Source organism: Nocardioides mangrovi (genome assembly GCF_020073815.1).
In the GTDB taxonomy this organism is placed as follows: Bacteria; Actinomycetota; Actinomycetes; order Propionibacteriales; family Nocardioidaceae; genus Nocardioides; species Nocardioides mangrovi.
Genome location: NZ_JAIQZJ010000002.1, coordinates 71,154 through 93,280, shown reverse-complemented (window position 1 = coordinate 93,280; position 22,127 = coordinate 71,154). Strand labels below are relative to the sequence as shown.

General features: G+C 72.4%; 29 protein-coding genes. 14 read left to right on the top strand and 15 right to left on the bottom strand.

Annotation, left to right across the window (positions count from 1 at the left end; all coding sequences use genetic code 11):
• Positions 1–169 precede the first annotated feature (169 nt).
• The gene (locus tag K8U61_RS05740) at positions 170–1,816 is read left to right on the top strand and encodes a fibronectin type III domain-containing protein (protein ID WP_224122031.1); all 1,647 of its coding nucleotides are present in this window, start codon (positions 170–172) and stop codon (positions 1,814–1,816) included.
• Here the strand turns inward: K8U61_RS05740 and K8U61_RS05735 are convergent.
• The gene (locus tag K8U61_RS05735; RefSeq protein ID WP_224122030.1) at positions 1,798–3,252 is read right to left on the bottom strand and encodes an MFS transporter; all 1,455 of its coding nucleotides are present in this window, start codon (positions 3,250–3,252) and stop codon (positions 1,798–1,800) included. The two genes, K8U61_RS05740 and K8U61_RS05735, sit on opposite strands and share 19 nt — an antisense overlap.
• 111 nt (positions 3,253–3,363) lie before the next feature.
• Between K8U61_RS05735 and rlmC the strand changes: the two genes are divergently transcribed.
• Positions 3,364–4,494 carry a 23S rRNA (uracil(747)-C(5))-methyltransferase RlmC gene (gene rlmC / locus K8U61_RS05730; RefSeq protein ID WP_224122029.1) on the top strand — a complete coding sequence of 377 codons (1,131 nt, stop codon included), beginning with the start codon at positions 3,364–3,366 and terminating at the stop codon, positions 4,492–4,494.
• 108 nt (positions 4,495–4,602) lie between these two features.
• Here the strand turns inward: rlmC and K8U61_RS05725 are convergent, their stop codons facing one another.
• Positions 4,603–4,935, bottom strand: coding sequence for a TfoX/Sxy family protein (locus K8U61_RS05725; RefSeq protein WP_224122028.1), 333 nt, complete (start codon positions 4,933–4,935; stop codon positions 4,603–4,605).
• Positions 4,936–4,984: 49 nt separating this feature from the next.
• On the opposite strand from K8U61_RS05725, the gene K8U61_RS05720 reads away from it, so the two are divergent.
• From K8U61_RS05720 to K8U61_RS05710, 3 genes are read left to right on the top strand one after another with little or no spacing between them, the layout of a single operon-like run.
• Entirely contained in the window at positions 4,985–5,827 is an 843-nt protein-coding gene (locus K8U61_RS05720; RefSeq protein WP_224122027.1) for a methyltransferase domain-containing protein, read from the top strand.
• 23 nt (positions 5,828–5,850) lie between these two features.
• Entirely contained in the window at positions 5,851–6,663 is an 813-nt protein-coding gene (locus K8U61_RS05715) for a glucose 1-dehydrogenase (RefSeq protein WP_224122026.1), read from the top strand.
• Positions 6,664–6,692: 29 nt separating this feature from the next.
• On the top strand, positions 6,693–7,682 hold the full coding sequence (locus tag K8U61_RS05710; protein WP_224122025.1) for an aldo/keto reductase: 990 nt from the start codon (positions 6,693–6,695) through the stop codon (positions 7,680–7,682).
• Positions 7,683–7,694: 12 nt separating this feature from the next.
• Here K8U61_RS05710 and K8U61_RS05705 read toward each other — a convergent pair whose 3' ends face one another.
• A complete protein-coding gene (locus K8U61_RS05705; protein WP_224122024.1) occupies positions 7,695–7,850 on the bottom strand; it encodes a hypothetical protein in 156 nt (51 codons plus the stop codon).
• 117 nt (positions 7,851–7,967) lie between these two features.
• On the bottom strand, positions 7,968–8,444 hold the full coding sequence (locus K8U61_RS05700; protein ID WP_224122023.1) for an SHOCT domain-containing protein: 477 nt from the start codon (positions 8,442–8,444) through the stop codon (positions 7,968–7,970).
• Positions 8,445–8,475: 31 nt separating this feature from the next.
• Between K8U61_RS05700 and K8U61_RS05695 the strand changes: the two genes are divergently transcribed.
• Complete coding sequence (locus K8U61_RS05695; RefSeq protein WP_224122022.1) at positions 8,476–8,916, top strand: hypothetical protein; 441 nt, start codon at positions 8,476–8,478, stop codon at positions 8,914–8,916.
• 10 nt (positions 8,917–8,926) lie between these two features.
• Here the strand turns inward: K8U61_RS05695 and K8U61_RS05690 are convergent, their stop codons facing one another.
• Positions 8,927–9,559, bottom strand: coding sequence for a maleylpyruvate isomerase N-terminal domain-containing protein (locus K8U61_RS05690; RefSeq protein WP_224122021.1), 633 nt, complete (start codon positions 9,557–9,559; stop codon positions 8,927–8,929).
• A 123-nt stretch (positions 9,560–9,682) separates the two neighbouring features.
• On the opposite strand from K8U61_RS05690, the gene K8U61_RS05685 reads away from it, so the two are divergent.
• On the top strand, positions 9,683–10,186 hold the full coding sequence (locus K8U61_RS05685; RefSeq protein WP_224122020.1) for a DUF4234 domain-containing protein: 504 nt from the start codon (positions 9,683–9,685) through the stop codon (positions 10,184–10,186).
• 13 nt (positions 10,187–10,199) lie between these two features.
• Here K8U61_RS05685 and K8U61_RS05680 read toward each other — a convergent pair whose 3' ends face one another.
• Entirely contained in the window at positions 10,200–10,811 is a 612-nt protein-coding gene (locus K8U61_RS05680) for a hypothetical protein (RefSeq protein ID WP_224122019.1), read from the bottom strand.
• Here K8U61_RS05680 and K8U61_RS05675 point away from each other — a divergent pair.
• The 3 genes from K8U61_RS05675 (at position 10,810) to K8U61_RS24850 (ending at position 12,770) form a co-directional block, all read left to right on the top strand.
• Positions 10,810–10,983 (top strand): hypothetical protein, encoded by a 174-nt coding sequence (locus K8U61_RS05675; RefSeq protein ID WP_224122018.1) that lies wholly within the window; start codon positions 10,810–10,812, stop codon positions 10,981–10,983. The two genes, K8U61_RS05680 and K8U61_RS05675, sit on opposite strands and share 2 nt — an antisense overlap.
• Positions 10,984–11,080: 97 nt before the next feature.
• The gene (locus tag K8U61_RS05670; RefSeq protein WP_224122017.1) at positions 11,081–11,224 is read left to right on the top strand and encodes a hypothetical protein; all 144 of its coding nucleotides are present in this window, start codon (positions 11,081–11,083) and stop codon (positions 11,222–11,224) included.
• A gap of 166 nt (positions 11,225–11,390) precedes the next feature.
• On the top strand, positions 11,391–12,770 hold the full coding sequence (locus tag K8U61_RS24850; protein WP_263426745.1) for a glycoside hydrolase family 30 protein: 1,380 nt from the start codon (positions 11,391–11,393) through the stop codon (positions 12,768–12,770).
• 10 nt (positions 12,771–12,780) lie between these two features.
• On the opposite strand, the gene K8U61_RS05655 is transcribed toward K8U61_RS24850, so the two are convergent.
• From K8U61_RS05655 to K8U61_RS05625, 7 genes are all read right to left on the bottom strand, one after another.
• Positions 12,781–13,074 (bottom strand): contact-dependent growth inhibition system immunity protein, encoded by a 294-nt coding sequence (locus K8U61_RS05655; protein ID WP_224122016.1) that lies wholly within the window; start codon positions 13,072–13,074, stop codon positions 12,781–12,783.
• A 67-nt stretch (positions 13,075–13,141) separates the two neighbouring features.
• Positions 13,142–13,396, bottom strand: coding sequence for a contact-dependent growth inhibition system immunity protein (locus tag K8U61_RS05650; RefSeq protein WP_308043095.1), 255 nt, complete (start codon positions 13,394–13,396; stop codon positions 13,142–13,144).
• 42 nt (positions 13,397–13,438) lie between these two features.
• A complete protein-coding gene (locus K8U61_RS05645) occupies positions 13,439–14,842 on the bottom strand; it encodes an RNase A-like domain-containing protein (protein WP_224122014.1) in 1,404 nt (467 codons plus the stop codon).
• Positions 14,839–15,129, bottom strand: coding sequence for a WXG100 family type VII secretion target (locus K8U61_RS05640; protein WP_224122013.1), 291 nt, complete (start codon positions 15,127–15,129; stop codon positions 14,839–14,841). Before K8U61_RS05640 ends, K8U61_RS05645 begins: the two co-directional genes overlap by 4 nt.
• The gene (locus tag K8U61_RS05635; protein WP_224122012.1) at positions 15,129–15,440 is read right to left on the bottom strand and encodes a WXG100 family type VII secretion target; all 312 of its coding nucleotides are present in this window, start codon (positions 15,438–15,440) and stop codon (positions 15,129–15,131) included. The genes K8U61_RS05640 and K8U61_RS05635 overlap by 1 nt, the downstream gene beginning before the upstream one ends.
• Positions 15,441–15,509: 69 nt before the next feature.
• Positions 15,510–16,652 carry an acyl-CoA dehydrogenase family protein gene (locus K8U61_RS05630; protein ID WP_224122011.1) on the bottom strand — a complete coding sequence of 381 codons (1,143 nt, stop codon included), beginning with the start codon at positions 16,650–16,652 and terminating at the stop codon, positions 15,510–15,512.
• An 11-nt stretch (positions 16,653–16,663) separates the two neighbouring features.
• Positions 16,664–17,836 carry an acyl-CoA dehydrogenase family protein gene (locus K8U61_RS05625; RefSeq protein ID WP_224122010.1) on the bottom strand — a complete coding sequence of 391 codons (1,173 nt, stop codon included), beginning with the start codon at positions 17,834–17,836 and terminating at the stop codon, positions 16,664–16,666.
• An 86-nt stretch (positions 17,837–17,922) separates the two neighbouring features.
• Between K8U61_RS05625 and K8U61_RS05620 the strand changes: the two genes are divergently transcribed.
• The 4 genes from K8U61_RS05620 to K8U61_RS05605 are packed head-to-tail and all read left to right on the top strand — an operon-like array spanning position 17,923 to position 20,839.
• On the top strand, positions 17,923–18,546 hold the full coding sequence (locus tag K8U61_RS05620) for an alpha/beta hydrolase (protein WP_224122009.1): 624 nt from the start codon (positions 17,923–17,925) through the stop codon (positions 18,544–18,546).
• Positions 18,547–18,556: 10 nt separating this feature from the next.
• Positions 18,557–19,054 (top strand): gluconokinase, encoded by a 498-nt coding sequence (locus K8U61_RS05615; RefSeq protein ID WP_224122008.1) that lies wholly within the window; start codon positions 18,557–18,559, stop codon positions 19,052–19,054.
• Positions 19,055–19,079: 25 nt separating this feature from the next.
• Entirely contained in the window at positions 19,080–20,435 is a 1,356-nt protein-coding gene (locus K8U61_RS05610) for a GntT/GntP/DsdX family permease (protein WP_224122007.1), read from the top strand.
• A 20-nt stretch (positions 20,436–20,455) separates the two neighbouring features.
• Positions 20,456–20,839, top strand: a complete 384-nt coding sequence (locus tag K8U61_RS05605; protein ID WP_224122006.1) for a DUF427 domain-containing protein — start codon at positions 20,456–20,458, stop codon at positions 20,837–20,839.
• Here the strand turns inward: K8U61_RS05605 and K8U61_RS05600 are convergent.
• The gene (locus K8U61_RS05600; RefSeq protein ID WP_224122005.1) at positions 20,821–21,489 is read right to left on the bottom strand and encodes an EthD domain-containing protein; all 669 of its coding nucleotides are present in this window, start codon (positions 21,487–21,489) and stop codon (positions 20,821–20,823) included. The two genes, K8U61_RS05605 and K8U61_RS05600, sit on opposite strands and share 19 nt — an antisense overlap.
• A gap of 31 nt (positions 21,490–21,520) precedes the next feature.
• A complete protein-coding gene (locus K8U61_RS05595; protein WP_224122004.1) occupies positions 21,521–21,943 on the bottom strand; it encodes a hypothetical protein in 423 nt (140 codons plus the stop codon).
• Positions 21,944–22,127: the final 184 nt, after the last annotated feature.

Here is a 22,127-nt window from a genome sequence, read left to right as displayed (position 1 = left end):
CGACCCCTGCATGCGTCCTCAACGACGCGCGTCGTCACGGTGTTACGCGAGAAACGAGACGACTTGTGTTGTTCATGTTCGTCACAAACCCTGGACATTCTCCATGCGGTGTGAACACCGTAGGGGCCGATCGCTCAGGTGCTCGTGTCCACCGACCGATGGAGAACCCATGCCTCGCGCCGTCGCCACCCTGCTCGCGGGAGCCGCCGTCGCCGCAGCAGCCGGCCTCGCGGCCCTGCCGTCCGAGAGCGCCGGTGCCGCCAGCACCACGACCCTCCAGGCGATCCCGGCTGACTCCGTGGTCGACTCCTACGGCATCGGGATCCACACCAACTTCCTGGACACCCCCTACCGGGACTACGGCGCCGTCGCCGACGCGCTCGCCGGTCTCGGGGTGCGCCACGTCCGCGACGACCTCTACCTCGACGCACCGCGGCAGTACGCCGCGATCAAGGCGGTCGCCCAGCGCGCCGGCGTCCGCTTCGACCTGATCCTCGGCCGCCCGACCGACAGCGCGACCCCGGCCGACTACGTCGACACCGTCGCCGACCAGCTGAGCGGGGGCGCGGTCGAGAGCCTCGAGGGCACCAACGAGTGGGACCTCTCGGGCCGCAGCGACTGGCCGAGCGAGCTGCTCGACTGGCAGGAGGGCCTCTACCGGGCCGCCAGGGCGAACCCCGCCACGGCCGACCTGCCGCTCCTCTCGCCGGCCCTCGCCTTCCGGTGGAACTACCCCCAGACCGACGGTCTGAGCTCCTATGCCGACATCGCGAACGCCCACGTCTACCCGGGCGGCTACGTCCCCTCGACCGAGATCACCAAGGTGCTCGCCGCACTGATCGACGCGGTCCCCGAGCAGAAGACGATCACCACCGAGGCCGGCTACCACAACGCGCTCAACGCCCAGTCCAGCCACCCGGCCGTGCCCGAGGACGTCGCGGCGGCCTACCTCCCGCGGCTGCTGCTCGAGCACGTCTCGCGCGGCGACTCGCGGATGTACAGCTACGAGCTCATCGACGAGTTCGACGACCCGGGCCTGACCAACCCCGAGGCCCACTTCGGCCTGCTGCGCCACGACCTGTCGCCGAAGCCGGCGTACACGACGATGCAGAACCTGCTGGCGCTGCTCGACGACCCGGGCACGTCCTTCCGCCCCGGGTCGCTGCCGATCTCGGTCAGTGGATGGCCGTCCGACGGCAAGTACCTGCTCACCCAGCGCAGCGACGGCAGCTACGTGCTGCTCCTCTGGCGCGACGCCTCGCTCTGGGACCCGGGCTCGCAGACCCGGCAGACGGTCACCCCGGCCTCGGTGACGCTCGGCTTCGGGTCGTCCTACGACGTCGCCGTGCACCACCTCGACAGCGCCGCCCCGGTGGCGACGTCGACCGGCTCGTCGGTGACGGTCGACCTCGACGCGGCCGTGACGGCGATCGAGCTGGACCCTGCGACCACCGCGACGCCCACGCCGACCACCCCGACCGCGACGCCCACGCCGACCGCGTCGACGTCGCCGACGACGTCCGCATCGCCGACGCCCACGGCGACCACGACGCCCGAGGTGACGACCTGCCCGACCGCGGTGGTCGCGAAGGCGGCGCGCCGCCACGTCACCGTGCGCTGGCAGCCGGCGCCCGACGACGGCGTCACGGCGTACCGGCTCAAGATCGGGGGCCGGACGCTCCTGCTCGGGCCGGACGACACCCGGGCCAAGGTCAGGGGGCTCCCGCGCGGCGCGCGGGTCCGGGCGACGGTGACCGCGCGGAACGCCGCCGGGTGGGGCGCGGCGACCCGCAGCGCCTACGTGCGGCTCGGCTGAGGCTCGAGCTCCGCCTCGGACTCGGCCTGCGGGCCGGGGACGACGTGCGTGCTCGCCCGGACCACGGGGATGAAGAGCGCGACGACCGCGGCGGCCGTGGCCATCAGCGCCAGCAGCAGGAAGCCGTGCGTGTAGCCGCTCTCGACCGGCAGGCCCGAGGGCTCCACCGAGCTCGTGATCACGGTGGCCAGGACCGCGGAGCCGATCGCGCCGCCGACGGTGCGGATGTTGGTGTTCATGCCGCTCGCGACGCCGGTCTGCGACTGCGGGACCGCGTCGACGACCAGGTTCGACATCGCCGCGAACGCCAGTCCGAAGGCCAGGCCGAAGACCACCGACTCGACCACGATCAGCCAGGCGGCTCCGTGGAGGAAGGTGAGGCCGAAGGTGCCGAGCGCCATCAGCGCAGCGCCGACGACCAGCAGCGCCTTGGAGCCGTAGCGTGCGGCGAGCCGGCCCGCGAAGACGCCGCCGAGGAAGCTCGCGATGGTCTGCGGGAGCAGCAGCAGGCCGGACTCGGTGACCGAGACGCCGAAGCCGTAGCCGGCCGACTCGGGGGTCTGGAGGAACTGCGGCAGGAAGGCGAAGGTCGAGTACATCGCGAAGCCGAAGAGCAGCGCGACGAGGTTGACGGTCCACACGGTCGGGATCCGCATCATCTGCATGTCGACGAGCGGCTGGTCGCTGCGCGACTCGGCCCAGACCCAGGTGGGCAGCAGCACGGCCGCGACCACGAACAGGGCGACGACCTTCGTCGAGCCCCAGCCCCAGTGGTGACCCTGGCTGACGCCGATGAGGAGGGCGACCAGCCACGCGGACATGAGCAGCGCGGTGCCGACGTTGATCCGGCCGGGCGTGCGCTCGGGCGACTCGGGCACCCACACCGCGGCGGCGACGGTCGCGACGATCGTCATGATCATCGGGATCCAGAAGAGCCAGTGGTAGCTGAGCGCGTCGACCAGCGGGCCGGCGATGACCAGGCCGACGCCGCCACCGACGGCGAGCAGCGCGGCCGCCGTACCGATCGCGGAGGCGACCTTCTCGCGCGGGAACTCGTCGCGGATGATGCCGAAGGTCAGCGGCAGCACACCGCCGCCGATGCCCTGGATGACGCGCGCCGCGATCAGCACGCCGATGGTGCCCGCGACGGCCGCGAGCAGCGAGCCGACCGCAAGGGCGCCGAGAGCGACGACGAGCATCCGCTCCTTGCCGACCTTGTCGCCGACCCGGCCGATGATCGGCGTGAAGACCGAGGCCGAGACGAGGTAGGCCGTGAGGACCCAGGTGACCGTGGACTGGTCGGTGTGGAGCGCGGCCTCGATCGTCGGGAGCACCGGGTTGACCATCGACTGGAGCAGGGAGAAGGACGCGACGCCCACGCACAGCACGAGGAAGGTCACCCGGTAGTCGGTACGGCGATCGAGGGCGGCGGTCATGCTCGGCCCAACCCGGTGGGCGACTGGTTGATTCCGACAACCGTCGACGAAGTTCCCCGGAGGGGTGTGATCTGGGTCGCTGTCGGCGGCCGCCCGTAGCCTTGCCGGGCGATGCCGACCCTGTGCCACCACTTCGACGCCGACCGCTGCCGCTCGTGCGGCTGGCTCGACCTGTCCTATGCCGCGCAGCTCGCCGCCAAGCAGGAGTCGGTCGTCGACCTGCTCGGCAGCCCGGCCGGTCTGACCTGGGAGCCGCCGGTCGCGAGCCCGCAGCTGGGCTTCCGCAACAAGGCCAAGATGGTGGTCACCGGCACCGCCGAGGAGCCGGTGCTGGGCATCCTGGGCCCGTCCGGTGTGGGTGTCGACCTGCGCGACTGCCCACTCCACCTGCCCGGCATCCAGGCCGCGCTGCCGGTCCTGGCCGACTTCGTCACCCGCGCCGCGGTGGCGCCGTACGACCTGGCCGCGAGGCGCGGTGAGCTCAAGCACCTGCTGGTGACCGAGTCGCCCGACGGCGAGCTGATGGTGCGCTTCGTGCTCCGCTCCCAGGAGCCGGTCGCCCGGCTGCGCAAGCACCTGCCCGGCCTGCTCGCCGAGCTGCCGTCCGTCGCGGTGGTCTCGGTCAACCTCCAGCCCGAGCACAAGGCCGTGCTCGAGGGCGATCGGGAGATCCTGCTGACCGAGCGGGCCACGCTGACCATGCGGGTCGCCGGGCTCGCGCTGCACCTGCGTCCTCAGAGCTTCTTCCAGACCAACACCGCCATGGCGGCCGAGCTCTACGACCGGGCGCGGTCGTGGGTGGGCGAGCTCGCGCCGGCGCGGGTGTGGGACCTCTACTGCGGCGTGGGCGGCTTCGCCCTCGCGCTCGCGGGGACGGCCCGGGAGGTCACCGGCGTCGAGGTGAGCGCCGAGGCGGTCGCGAGCGCGACCCAGTCGGCGGCCGACGCGGACCTGGGCGGCGTGCGGTTCGAGGCGGGCGACGCGACGGCCTGGGCGCTCGGTCGGGCGGCGCCGCCCGACCTGGTGGTCGTCAACCCGCCGCGACGGGGGATCGGGCCGGAGCTCGCCGGGTGGCTGGAGGGATCGGAGGTGCCCGACGTCCTCTACTCCTCCTGCAACGCGCAGACGCTCGCCCGCGACCTCGCGGCGATGCCGTCGCTGCGGCCGGTGCGGGCGCAGGTGCTCGACATGTTCCCCAACACCGACCACTACGAGGTGCTGGTGCTCCTGGAGCGGTCGTGACCGATCCGCGGGTCGAGTCGAGGGTTTCGGTGGAGTGAGTCGACGTCATCCGCGGACACGCCGACCGAAAGCCTCGGCTCGACCCGCGAAAAGGCTCGACTCGACCGGCTACTTCGGCGGCAGTGACCGCGCGTGCTCGAGGCCGATCGCGGCCCAGCGCTCGAGGTCCGCCTCGGACTCGACGCCCGCCGGCTCGACCCGCAGCCAGCCGGCCATGGTGCGTTCGCGCATCACGAACTCGTCGGTGTGCGGCTCGCGCAGCAGCTCCTCGGTGCGCTCGGGCGGCACCCGCAGCAGCAGTCCGCCCCGGTGGCTGACCGCGACCGCCATGTGGCCGTGGACCAGGAAGGCCAGGCCACCGAACATCTTCTGCTCACTCAGGCCCGGCTCGCCGAGCGCGATGTCGCGGATCCGGCCCGCGAGCTCCTCGTCGTACCCCATGTCTCGATTGTGACTGGCGTCACCGACATCGGAGGAGGAACCTCGTGCCATGACGATGGGAGAGGTCAGCGGGGCCGGCTTCACGCTCGGGACGGCGTTCCGGCCGGGCACGGTCGCGGAGGACGCGGTGCACGCGATGGTCAGCGTGCTCGACGCGCAGGACGCCGCGCCGTCGATCGAGCGGCTGCGCGGGTGGGCGCTGAGCGCCGGGGCGGTGCGGCTGGGGGAGACCTGCGTCGACCTGGGCAGCGGCACCGGCACGATGACGCGGCGGCTCGCCCGGCTCGTGGGTCCGGACGGCCGCGTGGTCGGCATCGAGCCCAACGGGATGCTGCGCACGGTCGCCGCCGAACGGGCGGCGAGGGCCGGGACGGCGATCGAGCTCTGCCAGGGTCTGGCGACCGAGATCCCGATGCCGGACGAGAGCGTCGACGTGGTCTGGTGCGAGCGGGTGCTCCAGCACGTGCCCGACCCGCGGGCCGCCCTCGTCGAGATCGCCCGTGTGCTGCGCCCCGGCGGGCGGGCCCTGCTGCTCGACTCCGACCACGCCTCACGGGTCGACTCGGACATCGACCCGGCCGTGGCGGCCGCGATGCTCGACTCCTTCATGGGCCAGCTCGCCAACCCCCTGTCGGCGCGGCAGCTGCCCCGGCTCGCGATCGAGGCCGGGCTGGAGGTCGACCCCGACATCGGCTCGTCGGCGCTGGTCTACCCGCAGGAGGTGCTCGTCGGTTCCGAGCTCACCCGCCTGGCCGCCGACCAGGCCGTCTCCGAGGGGAGGATCACCCGCGAGCAGGCCGACGAGGCGATGCGCAGCCAGTCGGCCGCGGCGCGGTCGGGGTGGGCGTTCTCGGCGATCACGGTCTTCGGGTTCGTCTGCCGCAAGCCCTGACGGCGGTCCACCCGGGTGGGAGAGTGACCGCCGTGATCCTCGACAACTTCCGCCTCACCGACCGGGTCGCCATCGTCACCGGCGCCGGCCAGGGCATCGGCCGCGGCATCGCGATCGGCTTCGCCGAGGCCGGTGCCGACGTCGTCGTGGCCGCCCGCACCGCTGCCGACCTCGACGCCGTCGTCGCAGAGGTCGAGGCGCGGGGGCGCCGCGGGCTCGCGGTGCCGACGGACGTGATGGACGCCGACGCCCGGGCCGCCCTCGTCGAGACGGCGGTGGCGCACCTCGGCCGGCTCGACGTGCTCGTCAACAACGCGGGCGGCAGCGGCCCGCGGCCGGGGCTGGCCACCTCGGAGCGCTTCCTCGAGACGGCGTTCAAGTTCAACGCCACGGTGCCGTTCCTGCTGTCGACGCTCGCCGCGCAGGCCATGGTCGACACCGCGGGCGGCGGCTCGGTCGTCAACATCTCCTCGCGCTCCGCGGACATGACGATGACCGCGATGGCGGCGTACGGCGCCGGCAAGGCCGCGCTCAACCGGATCACCCAGGACCTGGCTGCGGAGTGGGCGCCGCGGGTGCGGGTCAACGCGATCGGCGTGGGCGGGGTCGCCACCCAGGGACTGGCGATGGTGCTCACCGACGACGACCTGCGCGCGACCTACGAGGCCAACACGCCGATGCGGCGCGCGGGCACACCCGAGGACATCGCCAACGCCGCGCTCTTCCTCGCCTCGCCCGCGTCGTCGTGGGTGACCGGCAAGATCTTCCAGGTCGACGGCGGGGTCGAGCGGCCCGCGATCGAGGTGCCGGTGGCGCCGTTGGAGCCGCGCGCCTGACCGCTCCGTCCTGCTGCCAGACTGGCGGCATGGAGCAGCGCACCCTGGGCAGGACCGGCCGCGAGGTCTCGGTCGTCGGACTCGGCACCTGGCAGCTCGGTGCCGACTGGGGCGACGTCTCGGAAGGGGACGCGCTGGCCGTCCTCGAGGCCTCGGTCGAGGCCGGCGTGACCTTCCTCGACACCGCCGACGTCTACGGTGACGGCCGCAGCGAGCAGCTCATCGGCCGCTTCCTGAAGACCCACGACGGCCTCACCGTCGCGACCAAGATGGGTCGCCGCGAGGAGCAGCTGCCGGAGAACTACACGATGGCCAACTTCCGCGCCTGGACCGACCGGTCCCGGCGCAACCTCGGCGTCGACACGCTCGACCTGGTGCAGCTGCACTGCCCGCCGAGCGCGGTGATCGAGGCGGACGCGACGTACGACGACCTCGACACGCTGGTCGACGAGGGCGCGATCGCGGCGTACGGCGTGAGCGTGGAGACCTGCGACCAGGCGCTCGCCGCGATCGCGAGGCCGCACGTCGCGTCGATCCAGATCATCCTCAACGCCTTCCGGCTCAAGCCGCTCGACGAGGTGCTGCCGGCGGCGGCCGCGGCGGGGGTCGGGATCATCGCGCGGGTCCCGCTCGCGTCGGGGCTGCTGTCCGGGCGCTACACGGCGGAGACGACCTTCGCGGCCGACGACCACCGCACCTACAACCGGGACGGGTCGGCCTTCGACCAGGGCGAGACCTTCTCGGGCGTGGACTACGAGACCGGGGTGCGCGCGGCGCAGGCCTTCATCGGGCTCGTCGACGAGGTGGGTCCGACCGGGCTCAGCCCGGCAGAGGTCGCGCTCGCCTGGGTGTGGCAGCAGCCAGGCGTGACGACGGTGATCCCGGGCGCCCGCAACGTGACCCAGGCCCGCGCCAACGCAGCGGCGGGTGACGCCGACCCGCTGCCCGAGGGACTGCTGGCCGGGGTCACCCGCCTCTACGACACGTGGTTCCGGGACGCGGTGCACCCGCGCTGGTGACCCGGCGGACGCTCACGCGAGCTGCTTGAGCAGCTTGCTGTGCCGCTGGAAGCGACGGCGCCGGCGGGCGCCGCGCGTCCGGTCGTCCCCGGACTGCGACAGGCCGGCGAGCATCAGGGCGCCGGCCGGGTCGAGGATCGGGGTGGTCATGGTGATCGAGCTGTACATCGTGGGCTCCTCGGTAGGACTGGCTGATGCCCCTACCGTGGTCGTCTGAGGTAGGTCCGCACATCGGGCGTGTGTCCTAGGTGCGCGGAGGGCTACCTCAGATACCTCAGGACCGTCTCACAAGCGGCCGAGGAGGGTCCGCTTGGCGGCCTGGAACTCCTCGTCGGTGAGCACGCCCGACGCGTGCAGCCGGGCCAGCCGCTCCAGCTCCGCCAGCGGTGAGCCGTCGCCGCTCGGACCGGCCTCGGGCCGGTGCCCCGCTGCGGGGTCCGGTGCGGGGTCGGATGCGGGGTCGGGTGCCGCCGGGAGGTGGCGCAGCTGGGCGCGCAGCGCCTCGGTGAAGGCGCGTGCCTCGGCCTTCGGGATCCGGGAGACGGTGATCGTCTCCTCGCCCAGCTCGAGGGTCACGAAGCCGGTGAGCAGGCCGATCTGGGCGGTCACGTCGGTGATCTCCCGCAGGGACACCGCGACGGGCGCCGGCTCACCCTCGAGCTGCATCGACAGCCCGGAGTCGGTCAGCTGCAGCCGGGCCGGAAGTCCCTCGACGGCGCCGTTCGCGACCGACCACAACTGTTCACCGGAGGCGTCGGTCATGCGGTCGAGGGTAGTCGTTAGGCTGAAGGCGATGAGCGACGTGGACTACTGCGAGCTGTGTGACCTGCCGAGGAGCACCTGCATTCACGGCAACCCGCCGGCACCTCCGCCGCCGAGCACCCCGACCACCCGGGCGACCCCCGTCGTACGCCGCAAGGCCGCAGCGCCGCGCGTGCCCGGGTCGTCGGCCGCGTCGGCGCCGTCACGGGTGGTCCGGCACCGGTGGACACCGCCGGACGTCTTCGCCCCCCACATCCTCGAGGTGCTCCGCGAGGCGGGCGGCGAGCTCGACCAGGACGAGCTCTTCGACCGGCTGGAGACGGCGATGGCCGAGCGCCTCGGCGACGCCGACCGGGAGACGACGCCCGAGGGCGAGCTGCGGTGGCGCTACGCCGCCCGCCGGGCCCGGCAGTCGCTGGTCTCCGAGGGGCTGATGACCAAGGGGCGCCCGGGGGTCTGGGCCCTCAGCTGACCGCGGCCGGTCACGGCACCACCGAGGTGCCCTCGGCCAGGGGCTGCCGGCCGGTGAGCGCGAGCAGCACGTCGACGCCGTGCCCCTGGCGCAGCGCGCTCGCGGCAGCCAGCGCCAGCGTCTCGGCGAGCGCGTCGGTGGGCGGGTCGAAGTCGGTCCCCGTGGCCCGCGCGATGTCGAGGGAGTGGACGGTCAGCTCGAAGGTGCGCGTCGGGAGGTAGTCGCTGACCCGCATCCCGCCGGCCGCGGTGTCGACGACGGCGTCCTCGTCCTCGAGCAGGTCCAGGGCCAGCCGGGCGTCGTCGTAGGACTCGCGCAGCCGGGCCATCGGGTCCTCGCCCAGCGCGACGCCGGCCTCGATCCCGCGCTGGTGCACGGCGTCGCGCGCCGTCCCGTGCACCAGTCCGCTCACCACCGCGAAGTAGTCGGCGGCGTCCTCGGCCACGACCTCGTCGGCGCGGGTGGTGAGGTAGGTCGCGACGGTGATGAGCGAGCGGCCGGTGTGGCCGATCAGTGCCCGGAGGTCCCAGTTGCCGAGGCCGGCGCCGGCGTACCGCTCGAGCGGCACCCGAGCGGCGAGGTCGAGGAACGCCTCGGCCGCGATCTCGAAGGTGGTTCGGGCGGTGCGGAGCGACTCGGTCATGCGTCCATCCTGCCCGGCGACACCGGTCTAGACCGGGTCGCGTGCGGCCCGTGAAATCTCCGGGTGGCCACGCTCACAGGTCCTAGCCTCAAGCGTCTGTCCACTTCCCGTGAGGATCACGTCATGACCGACAGCAACGACCCGACCCCCGCACCCGAGGCGGCCTCCGTCCCGCCGCCGTACGGCGCTCCGGCGCCGGACGCCGTCCCCGCGCCGGCGCCCGGCATGACCGCGATGGCGCCGATGCCCGGCCTCGTCGACGGTCCGGTGGGCAAGGTGCGCAGCACCGGCACGTGCGTGCTGCTGACCATCGTCACGCTCGGCTTCTACACCTGGTACTGGTACTACAAGACCCACGACGAGATGAAGCGCCACAGCGGCAACGGCGTCGGCGGCGGCATCGCGCTGCTCCTGGCCATCCTCGTCGGCATCGTGATGCCGTTCATCAGCTCCAACGAGGTCGGCGGCCTCTACGAGCGCAAGGGCCGCCCGAAGCCGGTGAGCGCCGCGACCGGTCTGTGGTACCTGCTGCTCGGCTGGTTCTTCCTCGTCGGTGCGATCGTGTGGTTCGTGAAGACCAACGGGGCGCTCAACGAGTACTGGAAGTCGCAGGGCGCGCAGGGCTGAGTCCCCGCCGCGGCTACGCCGTGACCGCGATCTCCTCGCCGAGCCGAGCGCCGGCGAGGAGGTCGAGGTCGTCGCCCGACCAGAACATGCCTGGGTCGTAGTAGTTGGTCGGGCGGTCGCCGTCGATCAGGCCGATGGCCTCGTACGTCGCGGCGACCACCTCCGCGCAGTAGGTGAGTTCGATGCCGGCCTGCCGGCGTACCCGTCCCATCGCCCAGCGCCGCGCGAGCTTGGCGGTCGAGGGGAAGGGCGTCCCGTCGAGCCGCGCGATGGTGCGCATCAGCTCGTCCTCCATCTCGCGCGTCACGGTCGCGTCGAGCTGGCGCAGCCAGGCGCGCTGCTCGTAGCGGCCGGTCCACTGCACGACCGCCTCCCGCAGGTCGTGCAGCTGCACGCCGCGATGGTGGCTGTCGGTCCACACGTCGCGCAGCCCCTTGCCGAGCTCGGCGTGCCACATCAGCGGTGGCAGGTCGTCGAGGACCACCGCCATGCCCACGTGGTTGACCGGCGCGTTGGTCAGGACCCGGATAGCGTGGTCGGCGGCGGAGCGACCGCGGAAGAGCCACAGGTCGCCGGTGCGGGTGAGGTCGACGGCCTCGTCGAGCGTCAACGTCGTCACGGTCATGGAGGTCCTCGTGAAGCTGTGGAAGGTGCTCGGCCTGGCCGGGCTGGCCGGCGTCGCCGCGTCGGGAGCCATCATCGCGCGCGACCAGCGCCAACGGGCGCAGCTCACGCCGGAGCAGGTGCGCGACCGGCTCCGCGAGCGCCTCGACGAGAGCGCGCCGCCCCGGCCCTGACGGCTCCCTCCCAGTCGGCTCCCAGTCGGCTCCAAGCAGGCGCGCGCACGATGGGCGAGCCCGCCAGGGAGGCGGGAACCGACAGGAAGGCACCACCGTGAAGACCACGATGCTCGAACGCCGCGCCATGTGGCAGTCGCTCTCCCACCAGGACAAGCACACCCGCCTCCGGGACCTGCGCCGCCGCCAGCAGCAGCAGGTCGAGGTCGAGATGCTGCGCCTGCAGCACCTCACCCGATGAGGCCGCTCGACCGGACCCGGCCCCTCGGGACGTCATCCGGCCCGTGATCACCGCGATCACGGCCCCGATGACGGCCTGAGGGGCCGTCCCCGCTCCCGGGTCTCTCTGTGCAACACGTCACGAAGCCCGTGCGTTCGGCGCCCATCCACGTCACGGTGGAGGGGTCATGTCCTTCCCCAGCCGACTCCGCGCGCTCCTCCTCGCCCTCGTCCTCCTCGCCTCGGGTGCGGCGGCCTGCGCCGTCGTACCCACCGTGGGAGAGCCGGCGGCGTCCCCGCACACGGCGCCCCGGGCGCAGTTCCAGGTCACCTCGCCGACGGTGCCCGGCCGGACGCTGACCGTCGTGCCGCCCAGCCCCGACTCCACGCCGAGCGTGACCCTCGACGTCCACCTCGACGAACCTCAGCAGGAGTGGTGGGGGGCGGGCGCCGCGCTCACCGACTCCTCCGTGCAGCTGCTCCAGGGGCGACCCGGTGCGGTGTCGGCCCTCTTCGACCCCGACGCGGCCCAGGGGGCCCGGCTGACGATGGTCCGGCTCCCGCTCTCGGGCACCGACTTCTCCGCGTCGCCGTGGACCTGGCAGCCGGGCGAGCCGGCCCCGCGCGAGCAGGTCGCCTCGGCGCGGTTGCTGCGCCAGCAGGTGCTGCCGCTGCAGCCCCGGACGCGGGTGGTCGGCGCCCCGTGGACGGCGCCGCCGTCGATGAAGACGTCGAGCAGCCCCCGTGGCGGCGCGCTCTCGGACTCCGGGGTCGACGCGTACGGCGACCTGCTGGTCCGGCAGGCCCGCTGGCTGGCCCGGCACCACGTCCCGCTGTGGGCCACGACGCTCGGCAACGAGCCGGGCTACAGCTCGGACTACCCGACCATGACGATGACCGACGACCAGATGGTCCGGCTCGCCGACGAGGTCGGACCGCGGCTGGACGGGCTCGGCGTACGGCTGTGGGCGGTCGACCACAACTGGTCCGACCGGGCCCGCGTGGACGCCGTCACGTCGCAGTCGGCGGCCTTCGACGGGGCGGCCTTCCACTGCTACGGCGGGTCACCGGACCAGATGGCCGGCCTCGTCGTACCGCGGATGGTCACGGAGTGCACCGGCACCACCGACACCCCCGCCAGCACCTTCGGCTGGGACGCCCAGAACCTCGTGGCCCGCGCCGTCGCCGCCGGCTCCTCGGGGCTGATGATGTGGAACCTCGCGCTCGACCCCGCGCACGGCCCCGTCGACCAGGGCTCGCGGTGGGGCTGCAAGACCTGCCGCGGCCTGGTCACCGTCACCACCTCGGGCTTCTACCGCGAGCCGGAGTTCTACGTCCTGGCCCATCTCTCCCGCGCCGCCAGCCCCGGCGCCCGCGTGCTGCCCACCTCCGGCGCCTCGACCGTGCTGAGCACCGCCGCCTTCCGCAACTCCGACGGCACCGTCGGGGTCTTCGGCCAGAACCGCACCGGCACCACCCAGACCGTCCGGATCACCACCGGCACCACCTCGCGGACGTACGTCGTCGGCCCGGGGGAGCTGTTCTCGTACCGCGCGCCGGCCCCGTGACCTCATGCGATCAGGTGGAGGGAGCCTGAAGGCGGCCCGTGATCCGCTCGAGCCAGCCTCGGTAGCCGTCCTGGTCCGTCGGCGGGAGGTACTCGCTGCCTTGGGAGTCGAGGTAGTCGGCCAACTGCTCCTCGGTGTGGAACTGATCGAGAACCCATCGGATCTCGGTGACCAGGGACGCCACCGATGCGGGGTCGTCCGCAGCGAAGGAGTCGATCGAGGCCTCTTCGGTTCCGTAGTCCTCGGGCCAGTCCTGGTTGAAGTAGATGCCGACGAAGCTCCACAGCGCAGGGGTGCTGGTCATCGTCACTCCTTCCGTAACGTCATACGGTCGGAGCCATCTATGGCTCTCTCCGTATGACGTCCCACGATCAGGTGGACGCGCGTACGTGGTCGGCGATCTGGGTGAGCCACTCGCGGTAGGTGACGCCGCCCGTCGAGAACGCCAGGCCGAAGCCGCGGAGGAGCGCTTCAAGCTCGTCTTCCGTGGAGTTTTCATGCAGCACTCGGGCGACCTCGTTAGGCAGGGCACGTGCGCGCTCGGGGTCGCTCGCTACGAAGGCGTCGACGGCGGCGAACTCGTCGTCGTACAAGTCGAACATGTCCTGGTGGAAGTACGCGCCCACTAGATTCTCCAGAGGTGAGGTCAGCATCGTTGTCCTTTTGAACTAGAGATCCGGGTGGGCGGTTATCAAGCGCCAGCCATCAGGCATCGTCCTGTCTGCGAGCAGAACGATCTTCACCTTCGTGCCGGGTACTACCTCGCCGGTGGATCTGACGAGAACCGATCCGACATCGTCTCCGAAGTCGAGAGTGAAGTCCTGCGTGCCCTTCCCGTGCTCGAGCCAGCGTTGGATTTCCGCCTCCTTTGAGCGAAAGGTCTGCGCGATCAATTCCTCTGCTTCCGTCTCGTTCCGGAAGGTACTCGCGTAGTCGAGCCGCTGTCGCTCGACGAGGCGTTGGCGCAGTTGTTCGACCGATCGATCGACGTGTCGGGTGATGGTGTGTCCAGCCCCCTCGTGGTCGTTCAGCCACCCACGACGAAACCGCGGAAGCGTCCGGCTAGCCAGTGCGCTGCCACCTTCCTCGCCCGCCTCCATGAACACCGCCCGCGCGGTGGCGGTCCGTTCGAGCGAGCCCCCGAGCGTGCCGGCCTCGACGGTGACGGGGCGGAGGCCGGTGGCGGTGCCGGAGGTGAGGAGGCGGAGGGAGTCGAGGATGCCACGGAAGTCGCGGCTGGCGGAGGCGATGCGGGCGGTGGCGGCCGAGCCGCCGAGGCCGGCGGCGGCGCCGCCGGAGAGGAAGGAGAGGCCGCCGGCGACGAGGGCGCCGATGGCGAACTCCTTGACCAGGCTCTCGAGCAGGTCGACGAGCTCGGCGCGCTTCTCGTCGACCTGGGCGGCGTAGGTGTCGCAGGCGTCGGCGAGGGCGTCGAGCTGGTCGGCGAGGGCGTCGGCGCGGTCGCGGAGCTGGGCGGTCGCGGCGAGCGCGACCGGGATCTCCGGGGAGCGCTCGTCGGCCAGCGCGGAGCGGGCCGTGTTGCAGTGGGCGACCAGCAGGCGCAGGGCTGCGGCCGCCGTACGCCAGACCGTCGCGGCGGCGCGGACCCGGTCGGTGTCGGCGTTGGGCCAGAAGACGTCCTGCAGCACGTCGAGCACCAGGCCGGCGGCCCCGCCGGGCGGGGTGTCGGCGGCACCGAGCGCGGACGGCGGAGGCGAGAGGCGTACGCCGACGGCGCGGTCGGCCACCGTGGGCGGTCCGACCACCTGGCGCGCCCAGTCCGGCAGCACCGACCGGGCCTCGGCGTGCGTGTGGTTGGTCAGCGACGCCTCGGTCAGGCGAGCCAGCGTCGCGAACGACCCGACCAGCGGCGCGAGGGCCGCCACGGTCGAGACCGCCGCCTCGTCGTACGACGCCGCGAACCCCTCCGCGGTCGAGTCGTTCCCCGCCATCCCGCCCGAGGCGGCGAGCCGCTCGACCAGGGTCGTCGCGGCGCGGGCGGCGAGCTCGTTGCCGGTCACGAACGCCTCGGTCGCGGACGCGTAGCCGGCCTCGGCGACCGCGAGCCTCATGAGACCTGCTCCCACATGCGCAGGTTGGTGTCGACGGCCTCGCGGTAGCTGCCGTGCGCGTGGTCGGCCGCGGCGCGCATCGCGCCCAGCGCGGCCTGCATCTCGCGGAAGCCGGCCTCCCACTCCGCCTGGGCGGCGACCTGGGCGTCGGCGGCGAGGCCGGACCAGCTCACGTGCAGTGCGGCCACCCGCCGGGCCACCTCGTCGAGCAGCTCGTCGAGGGCGGCGCCGCAGCGGCGCAGGTCCTCGACCGTGCCGAGGAGCTCCTCGGTGTCGACGCCGTACATCAGCCGAGCCTGCTCGTGAGTCGGGCCAGGTCGGCGGCGGAGGAGTCGTCGGTGCGGCTGAGGTCGGCGGCCACCGACTGGACCAGGTCCGCCATCGTGGCGAGCCCATCGAGCACGCGACCGGCGCCGTCGCACCAGGCCGCCCAGCCGGCGTCGTAGGAGTCGGCGGCGGTGCCGGTCCAGCCGCTCAGCAGGCCGTCGACCGAGCGCGCGGCACGGTCGCGGTCGTCGCGCAGCCGGTCGGCCGCGGCGCGCAGGTCGGTGACCGCGTCCGTGAACTCGATCCCGTTGGCAGTGATCCCGAGAGCCATGAACAGCAGCATCCCCGGGCCAGAGGCCCGGGGACACCGCCGTTCGTCGATCTGTGGATAACTCCTGGATCAGGGGAGCGGCTCGACCTCGTCGTAGCCGCCCACACCGGCGGCCAGCAGGCCGAGGTGGTGGTTGCCGTCGCCGAGCAGGTGGTCGAGCGCGGTGAGGTGGCTGGTGTAGGAGCCGATGCTGTACTCCGCGGTCATGCCGATGCCACCGTGCAGCTGGATCGCCTCCTGCCCGATGTGCCGGCCGGCCCGGCTGACGCCGAGCGAGGCCCGCGACGCGGCGGTCGCGGCCTCCTCGCCCGAGCCGGAGTCGACGACCATCGACGCCCACAGCGCCAGGCTGCGCGCCTGCTCGAGCGACACGTACATGTCGGCCGCGCGGAAGGTGAGCGCCTGGAAGGTGGTGAGCGGTACGCCGAACTGCTTGCGGCTCTTGAGGTACTCCGCGGTCGTGTGCAGCGCGACCTCCATCGCGCCGACCGCCTCGTTGGCCGCGGCGACGCGGGCGATGTCGGTGACCCGGCCGATGATCCCGGTCGCGTCGCCGCCGGAGCCGAGCGGCGTGGCCGGCGTGCCGTCGAACGCCACACGGGCGGCCCGGCCGCCGTCGTGGGTGCGGTAGCCCTCGCGGGTCAGGCCCGAGGCGTCGGCGGCGACCAGGAAGAGGCCGGTGCCGCCGTCGGGCAGCGCGGCCGACACGACCAGGACGTCGGCGCGGGCACCGTGCGGCACCGGCTCCTTGACGCCGCTGATCGTCCAGTCGTCGCCGGACCCGGTCGCGGTCACGCCGGAGGTGGTCGACTGCCAGCGCGATCCCGGCTCGGCGTGCGCGAAGGTCAGCACGCTCTCGCCGGCCGACAGCGCGCCGAGGAGCTCGCCCTTCTGCTCGTCGGAGCCGGCCGCGGCGACCAGGCCGCCGGCCAGCACGACCGTGGTGAGGAAGGGCTCGGGGGCGATCACGCGGCCCAGCTCCTGGGCCACGATGCCGACCTCCACCGCGCCGGCACCCATGCCGCCGTGCTCCTCGGCGAACGGCAGTCCGAGGATGCCCATCTCGGCCAGCTGCGACCACAGCTTCTCGCTGAAGCCCGGGTCGTCGGCGACCGTCTGGCGCCGCTGCTCGAAGTCGGAGTAGGCCTTGCCCACCAGGCCGCGCACGGCCTCCCGCAGGGCCTGCTGCTCGTCGTCGTACTCGAAGTCCATCGTCGTCTCCCTCAGAGTCCCAGGATCGTGCGGGCGATGATCTGGCGCTGCACCTCGTTGGAGCCGCCGTAGATCGAGGCCTTGCGGAAGTTGAGGTACGTCGGCGTCGCGCGCCGGGTCCACAGCGGCAGGTCGGAGTCGTCACCGGCGCCGCTGGCCAGCGAGGCCGGGCCGGCGATGTCGACGATCAGCTCGGTGACCGCCTGCTGCAGCTCGCTGCCCTTGAGCTTGAGCACCGACGAGGCCGGGTGCGGCTTGCCGTCGGCGGAGTTGGCGACCACGCGCAGCGCGGTCAGCTCGAGGGCGAGCAGCTCGTTCTCGAGCTCGACGATCCGGGTCGAGACCAGCGGGTCGTCGAGCAGGGTGCCGTCGCCGACGGAGACCGACGCGGCCCACTCCTTGGCCTGCGCGAGGTTGCGCTTGGTCGCGCCCACCGGCGCGACGCCGACGCGCTCGTTGCCGAGCAGGAACTTGGCGTAGTCCCAGGCGCGGTTCTCCTCGCCGACGAGGTTCTCGGCCGGGACGCGGACGTCGGTGAACCACACCTCGTTGACCTCGTGGCCGCCGTCGATCAGCTCGATCGGGCGGACCTCGACGCCCTCGGACCGCATGTCGATGAGGAGCATCGAGATGCCGGCCTGCTTCTTCACCTCGGGGTTCGTGCGCACGAGGGTGAAGATCCAGTCGCCGTACTGACCCAGAGTGGTCCAGGTCTTCTGGCCGTTGACGACGTACTCGTCGCCGTCGCGTACGGCGCGGGTCTTCAGCGACGCGAGGTCCGAGCCGGCGTCGGGCTCGGAGAAGCCCTGCGACCACCAGATGTCGAGGTTGGCGGTCTTCGGCAGGAAGCGCTCCTTCATCTCCTGCGAGCCGAACTGCGCGATGACCGGACCGATCATCGAGGCGTTGAACGCCAGCGGCTGCGGGACGTAGGCCCGCTGCAGCTCCTCGTGCCAGATGTGGCGACGGAGCGGGGTCCAGTCCTGGCCGCCCCACTCGGTGGGCCAGTTGGGCACCGCGAGCCCGTGCTCGTTGAGGATCTGCATGCTCTGCACGAACTGCTCGCGGCTCAGCTCGCCACGATCGCGCACGATGTCGCGGATCTCCTGCGGGATCTTCGTGGTGAAGAACTCCCGCATCTCGTCACGGAACTCGGCGTCTTCGGCCGACAGCGCCAGCTGCATCGGGACCTCCTGATCGGGTGCGCTCGTCCGACGCTACCGGCAAGTAGGTCGAGCGCGCTCGGGGGGCGTCGGCATACTGGACCGCGATGGCCGAGGGGGACGAGCGTCGTACGCCGCGACTGGTGGCGACCCAGCAGCCGAGTCGTCCCACGGGGCTCGTGCTCGTGCTGCACGGCGGTGCCGCCCGACCCTCCCGCCCGGCGGTCAGCCCGACCCAGCTGTCGGTGCTGCGGATGGTCCCGATCGCGCGGCGGATCGCCCGCGCCGACCGCGGGCTGGCGGTGGTCCGGCTGCTCAACTCCACCCGCGGCTGGGACGCCACGACCACGCCCGTCGACGATGTCCGCTGGGCGCTCGCTCAGCTGCGGGCGCGGTACGGCGAGATCCCCGTCAGCCTGGTCGGCCACTCGCTCGGCGGCCGCGCCGCGCTGCTGGCCGGGGAGGCCGACGCGGTGCGCACGGTCGTCGCGCTCAACCCGTGGGTCTACCCGACCGACGACGCGGACCTGGCCGGACGCCGGGTGCTCGTGGTCCACGGCACCGACGACCACGTCGCGCTGCCCGAGCGCGCCCGCGCGGTCGTGGCCAGCCTGCGCCGCCGTACCGAGGTGGAGTACGTCGAGGTGCCCGGTGGCAAGCACGCGATGCTGCGCCACGGTCGGACCTTCGAGCGGGCGGCGACGGCGTTCGTCACCGGGACGCCGGGATAGGTTGGACGGCATGGGTCCGTTGGTCGTCATGGGTGTCTCGGGGTCCGGCAAGTCGACAGTGGGGGCGGCGCTCGCGCAGCGGCTCCGGGTGCCCTTCGAGGACGCCGACGACCTGCACCCCTCGGCCAACATCGCGAAGATGAGCCGGGGCGAGGCGCTCACCGACGAGGACCGCTACCCGTGGCTCGAGCTGGTCGGCGACTGGCTGGCCGTGCACGAGGACGGCGGGGTGATGAGCTGCTCGGCGCTCAGGCGGAAGTACCGCGACCAGCTCCGGTCGCACGTGCCCGGGCTGCGCTTCCTGCTGCTCGAGGGCACCCAGGAGGTCATTGCCCGGCGCCAGGCGAGCCGGCCCGGTCATTTCATGCCGGCGTCGTTGCTGACCTCGCAGTTCGCGACGCTCGAGCCGCTCGCTCCCGACGAGGACGGGATCGTCGTCGACGTCGATCAAAGTGTCGACCAGATCGTCCAGGGGTACGTGGAGGCTTTGCACGCTGAGTCGGGGTGACCCGGCGGAGGAGGCCTGATCCCTGATGGACGTCGTCGACCCGGTCGCACCCGGGTGGCAGCTGATCGTCGCGGCCCTCGCCGCGATCGCCCTGATCGTCGTACTGATCACGCTGGTCAAGCTCCACCCGTTCCTGGCCCTGATCCTCGGTGGGTTGACCGTCGGGATCGTGGCGGGCGAGAACGTCAACGACGTACTGGCGTCGTTCACCGCCGGCTTCGGCTCGACGGCGGCCGGCGTCGGCGCGCTGATCGCGCTCGGCGCGATGTTCGCCAAGCTGCTCGCCGACTCCGGGGGCGCCGACCAGATCGTCGACACCATCGTCGGCCGCGCCTCGGGGCGGATGCTGCCCTGGGCGATGGCGGCGGTCGGCGCGATCATCGGGCTGCCGATGTTCTTCGAGATCGGCCTGGTGCTGCTGATGCCGGTCATCTACCTGGTCTCACGCCGGGCACAGGTCTCGCTGATCACCGTCGGCATCCCGGCCCTGGCCGGCCTGTCGGCGATGCACGGCTTCGTGCCGCCGCACCCCGGCCCGGTCACCGCGATCGACTACCTGCACGCCGACCTCGGCGTCACCCTGGCGCTCGGCCTGGTCGTCGCCATCCCGACCGTGATCGTCGCGGGGCCTCTCTTCGGCCGCCTCGCCGGCACCTGGGTCGTCATCGACGCGCCGACCACCTGGGAGACCGAGGAGCGCGACGCGACCACGCGGCCGTCGTTCGGTGTCACCATCGCCACGGTGCTGCTGCCGGTCGTGCTGATGCTCGGCAAGGCGATCCTCGACATCGTCATCGACGACACCGACAGCACCGTCCAGCAGGTCGGCGATGTGATCGGCAACCCGTTCGTCGCGCTGCTGATCTCGGTGCTGGTCGCGATGTACACCTTCGGCGTCCGGGCCGGGATGGACCGGCAGAAGCTGTCGGACACCGTCGCCTCGGCGCTGCCGCCGATCGCTGGCATCCTGCTGATCGTGTCGGCCGGTGGCGGCTTCAAGCAGGTGCTGGTCGACACCGGCATCGGCACCCTGCTCGCCGACTGGGCCAAGGACGCGAACATCTCCGTGCTGCTGCTCGCCTGGGTCCTCGCGGTGCTGATCCGCCTGGCGACGGGCTCGGCGACGGTCGCGACGATCACCGCGTCGTCGCTGATGATCGGCCTGGTCGACGGGCTGTCCACCGGCGAGACCTCGCTGGTGGTGCTCGCCGTCGGGGCCGGCTCGCTCTTCTTCTCCCACGTGAACGACGCGGGCTTCTGGCTGGTGAAGGAGTACTTCGGCATGACCGTCGGCCAGACCGTGAAGACCTGGTCGCTGATGGAGACGGTGCTGTCGGTGACCGGCCTCGTGGTCGTGCTGCTCCTGGGAATCGTCATCTAGCGCCCGTGGTTGTGCCGGGCATGAGCGACAAGCCGGTCCTGGTCCCCGACGACAGCCACCCGATCACGATCACCCCGACCGACGGTCGGGTCGTGGTGACGCTCGGTGACCGCACCATCGCCGACACCTCCGACGCACTGACGCTGCAGGAGGCGAGCTACCCGCCGGTGCAGTACGTGCCGCTGGCCGACGTCGACCCGGACGTGCTGCAGCGGACCGACCACGCGACGTACTGCCCCTACAAGGGCGACGCGTCCTACTACAGCCTGGTCGCCGACGGCGAGACGTACGACAACAAGGTGTGGAGCTACGAGGCGCCGTACGACGCGGTCGCGCCGATCGCCGGCCGGGTCGCGTTCTACCCGGACGCCGTCGACGTCCGGGTCTACTCCCCGAGCGCGTAGAGGTAGCGGCTGCTCGGCACCAGGTCGAGGTCGTGGTCGGCGCCGATCCGGGCGACGCTGGCCATCAGCTCGGTGAGGCGCCGGTTGAGCTCGGCGTCGTCGCCGCGGCTGCCGTAGAAGGCGTGCATGTCGGTGGCGCCGGCGCTCGGGAAGAGCTCCTCGACGAACGCGTCGACCGCCGGGGCGTCCGGGGTGACGGCACCCTGCACGATGTTCTGCACGTAGCCGAAGGTCGCCTGGGTGCGGATCGCGATCGGCGTGTGCTCGACCATCCACCGGCGCAGCCACTCGGCCCGCTCGAGCTCGGCCGGCCGGCGCAGGATCGCCACGTTGGCGAGGGCGTCGGCGCGCGAGCCGTCCCACGACTCCGGTGGGTCGAGCCGGCGGCGCTCCTCCACGGAGTACCCGTGGACTGTGCCGCCCGCGGCGCCCAGCGCGGCCGCGACCGCCTTGGCATCGGCGTCCCACGTCATCACGATGGCCTCGACCGGCCGGACGAAGTGGGGGATCCGCATCGCGCCGGCGACGTGGTCGTCGTCGACGTTGAGCTGGAGGCGGTCGGCGCCGGCGTCGCGAAGCGCGTCGTGGAGCTCCGGATCGTGCAGCCGGGCCGGGTCGAGGTCCCACAACAAGAACACGTTCTTGGTCACGGAGGGGACGGTAGCGGGTCGACCGTCCGGATCAGGCGGAACGCGGTAGGAGGTCGTCGAGGGGGATCGCCACGACGTCGTCGTCGGTGGCGAGGTGCACGGTCTCCTGGCGTACGCCGGCCTCCCGGCCGGTCTCGTGCAGGAAGACCGCCCACGCGACGTCGTCGCGGTCCACGACGCCGCGGCCGGGCCGGCTGACCAGGAACGCGACGCTGCCACCGGGCTCCTGTCGGTCGAGCTCGCGGAGCGTGGCGGCGAGACCGGCGGCGTGGTCGGGCTCGGGGCGGTCGGCGCAGTCGGTGATCTCGGTGAGCACCGGTGTCGGGCGCCGGTCGGCGCCGAGGTGGAGCAGCCAGACGCTGCGCCGGCCGAAGCCGAGCGGACGCATGAGGAAGCGCCAGACCTCCTCGAGGTCGGCCTGGGTGCGGACGAGGGGACGGTAGGTGTCGGTCATGCGGATCAGCATCGGCGCGCCCGCCGACGGTCGCGAACGCTCATCCACAGGGGGCGCCGTGCAGGGATACCCGGTCGACCGGGTATCCCTGCGCCTGACAGCCGTTGCAACGGCTGTCAGGCGAGACAAAGGACTGTCCAGTGCGACCCGACGATGGGAACCGCTCGGTCGTACGGCGCGTCCC

Excerpts from the sequence above, each read along its gene's own strand:
- K8U61_RS05740 (WP_224122031.1), top strand. The coding sequence starts at position 170 with ATGCCTCGCGCCGTCGCCACCCTGCTCGCGGGAGCCGCCGTCGCCGCA.
- K8U61_RS05735 (WP_224122030.1), bottom strand. The coding sequence starts at position 3,252 with ATGACCGCCGCCCTCGATCGCCGTACCGACTACCGGGTGACCTTCCTC.
- rlmC (WP_224122029.1), top strand. The coding sequence starts at position 3,364 with ATGCCGACCCTGTGCCACCACTTCGACGCCGACCGCTGCCGCTCGTGC.
- K8U61_RS05725 (WP_224122028.1), bottom strand. The coding sequence starts at position 4,935 with ATGGGGTACGACGAGGAGCTCGCGGGCCGGATCCGCGACATCGCGCTC.
- K8U61_RS05720 (WP_224122027.1), top strand. The coding sequence starts at position 4,985 with ATGACGATGGGAGAGGTCAGCGGGGCCGGCTTCACGCTCGGGACGGCG.
- K8U61_RS05710 (WP_224122025.1), top strand. The coding sequence starts at position 6,693 with ATGGAGCAGCGCACCCTGGGCAGGACCGGCCGCGAGGTCTCGGTCGTC.
- K8U61_RS05705 (WP_224122024.1), bottom strand. The coding sequence starts at position 7,850 with ATGTACAGCTCGATCACCATGACCACCCCGATCCTCGACCCGGCCGGC.
- K8U61_RS05700 (WP_224122023.1), bottom strand. The coding sequence starts at position 8,444 with ATGACCGACGCCTCCGGTGAACAGTTGTGGTCGGTCGCGAACGGCGCC.
- K8U61_RS05695 (WP_224122022.1), top strand. The coding sequence starts at position 8,476 with ATGAGCGACGTGGACTACTGCGAGCTGTGTGACCTGCCGAGGAGCACC.
- K8U61_RS05690 (WP_224122021.1), bottom strand. The coding sequence starts at position 9,559 with ATGACCGAGTCGCTCCGCACCGCCCGAACCACCTTCGAGATCGCGGCC.
- K8U61_RS05685 (WP_224122020.1), top strand. The coding sequence starts at position 9,683 with ATGACCGACAGCAACGACCCGACCCCCGCACCCGAGGCGGCCTCCGTC.
- K8U61_RS05675 (WP_224122018.1), top strand. The coding sequence starts at position 10,810 with ATGGAGGTCCTCGTGAAGCTGTGGAAGGTGCTCGGCCTGGCCGGGCTG.
- K8U61_RS05680 (WP_224122019.1), bottom strand. The coding sequence starts at position 10,811 with ATGACCGTGACGACGTTGACGCTCGACGAGGCCGTCGACCTCACCCGC.
- K8U61_RS24850 (WP_263426745.1), top strand. The coding sequence starts at position 11,391 with ATGTCCTTCCCCAGCCGACTCCGCGCGCTCCTCCTCGCCCTCGTCCTC.
- K8U61_RS05655 (WP_224122016.1), bottom strand. The coding sequence starts at position 13,074 with ATGACCAGCACCCCTGCGCTGTGGAGCTTCGTCGGCATCTACTTCAAC.
- K8U61_RS05645 (WP_224122014.1), bottom strand. The coding sequence starts at position 14,842 with ATGAGGCTCGCGGTCGCCGAGGCCGGCTACGCGTCCGCGACCGAGGCG.
- K8U61_RS05640 (WP_224122013.1), bottom strand. The coding sequence starts at position 15,129 with ATGTACGGCGTCGACACCGAGGAGCTCCTCGGCACGGTCGAGGACCTG.
- K8U61_RS05635 (WP_224122012.1), bottom strand. The coding sequence starts at position 15,440 with ATGGCTCTCGGGATCACTGCCAACGGGATCGAGTTCACGGACGCGGTC.
- K8U61_RS05630 (WP_224122011.1), bottom strand. The coding sequence starts at position 16,652 with ATGGACTTCGAGTACGACGACGAGCAGCAGGCCCTGCGGGAGGCCGTG.
- K8U61_RS05625 (WP_224122010.1), bottom strand. The coding sequence starts at position 17,836 with ATGCAGCTGGCGCTGTCGGCCGAAGACGCCGAGTTCCGTGACGAGATG.
- K8U61_RS05620 (WP_224122009.1), top strand. The coding sequence starts at position 17,923 with ATGGCCGAGGGGGACGAGCGTCGTACGCCGCGACTGGTGGCGACCCAG.
- K8U61_RS05615 (WP_224122008.1), top strand. The coding sequence starts at position 18,557 with ATGGGTCCGTTGGTCGTCATGGGTGTCTCGGGGTCCGGCAAGTCGACA.
- K8U61_RS05610 (WP_224122007.1), top strand. The coding sequence starts at position 19,080 with ATGGACGTCGTCGACCCGGTCGCACCCGGGTGGCAGCTGATCGTCGCG.
- K8U61_RS05605 (WP_224122006.1), top strand. The coding sequence starts at position 20,456 with ATGAGCGACAAGCCGGTCCTGGTCCCCGACGACAGCCACCCGATCACG.
- K8U61_RS05595 (WP_224122004.1), bottom strand. The coding sequence starts at position 21,943 with ATGACCGACACCTACCGTCCCCTCGTCCGCACCCAGGCCGACCTCGAG.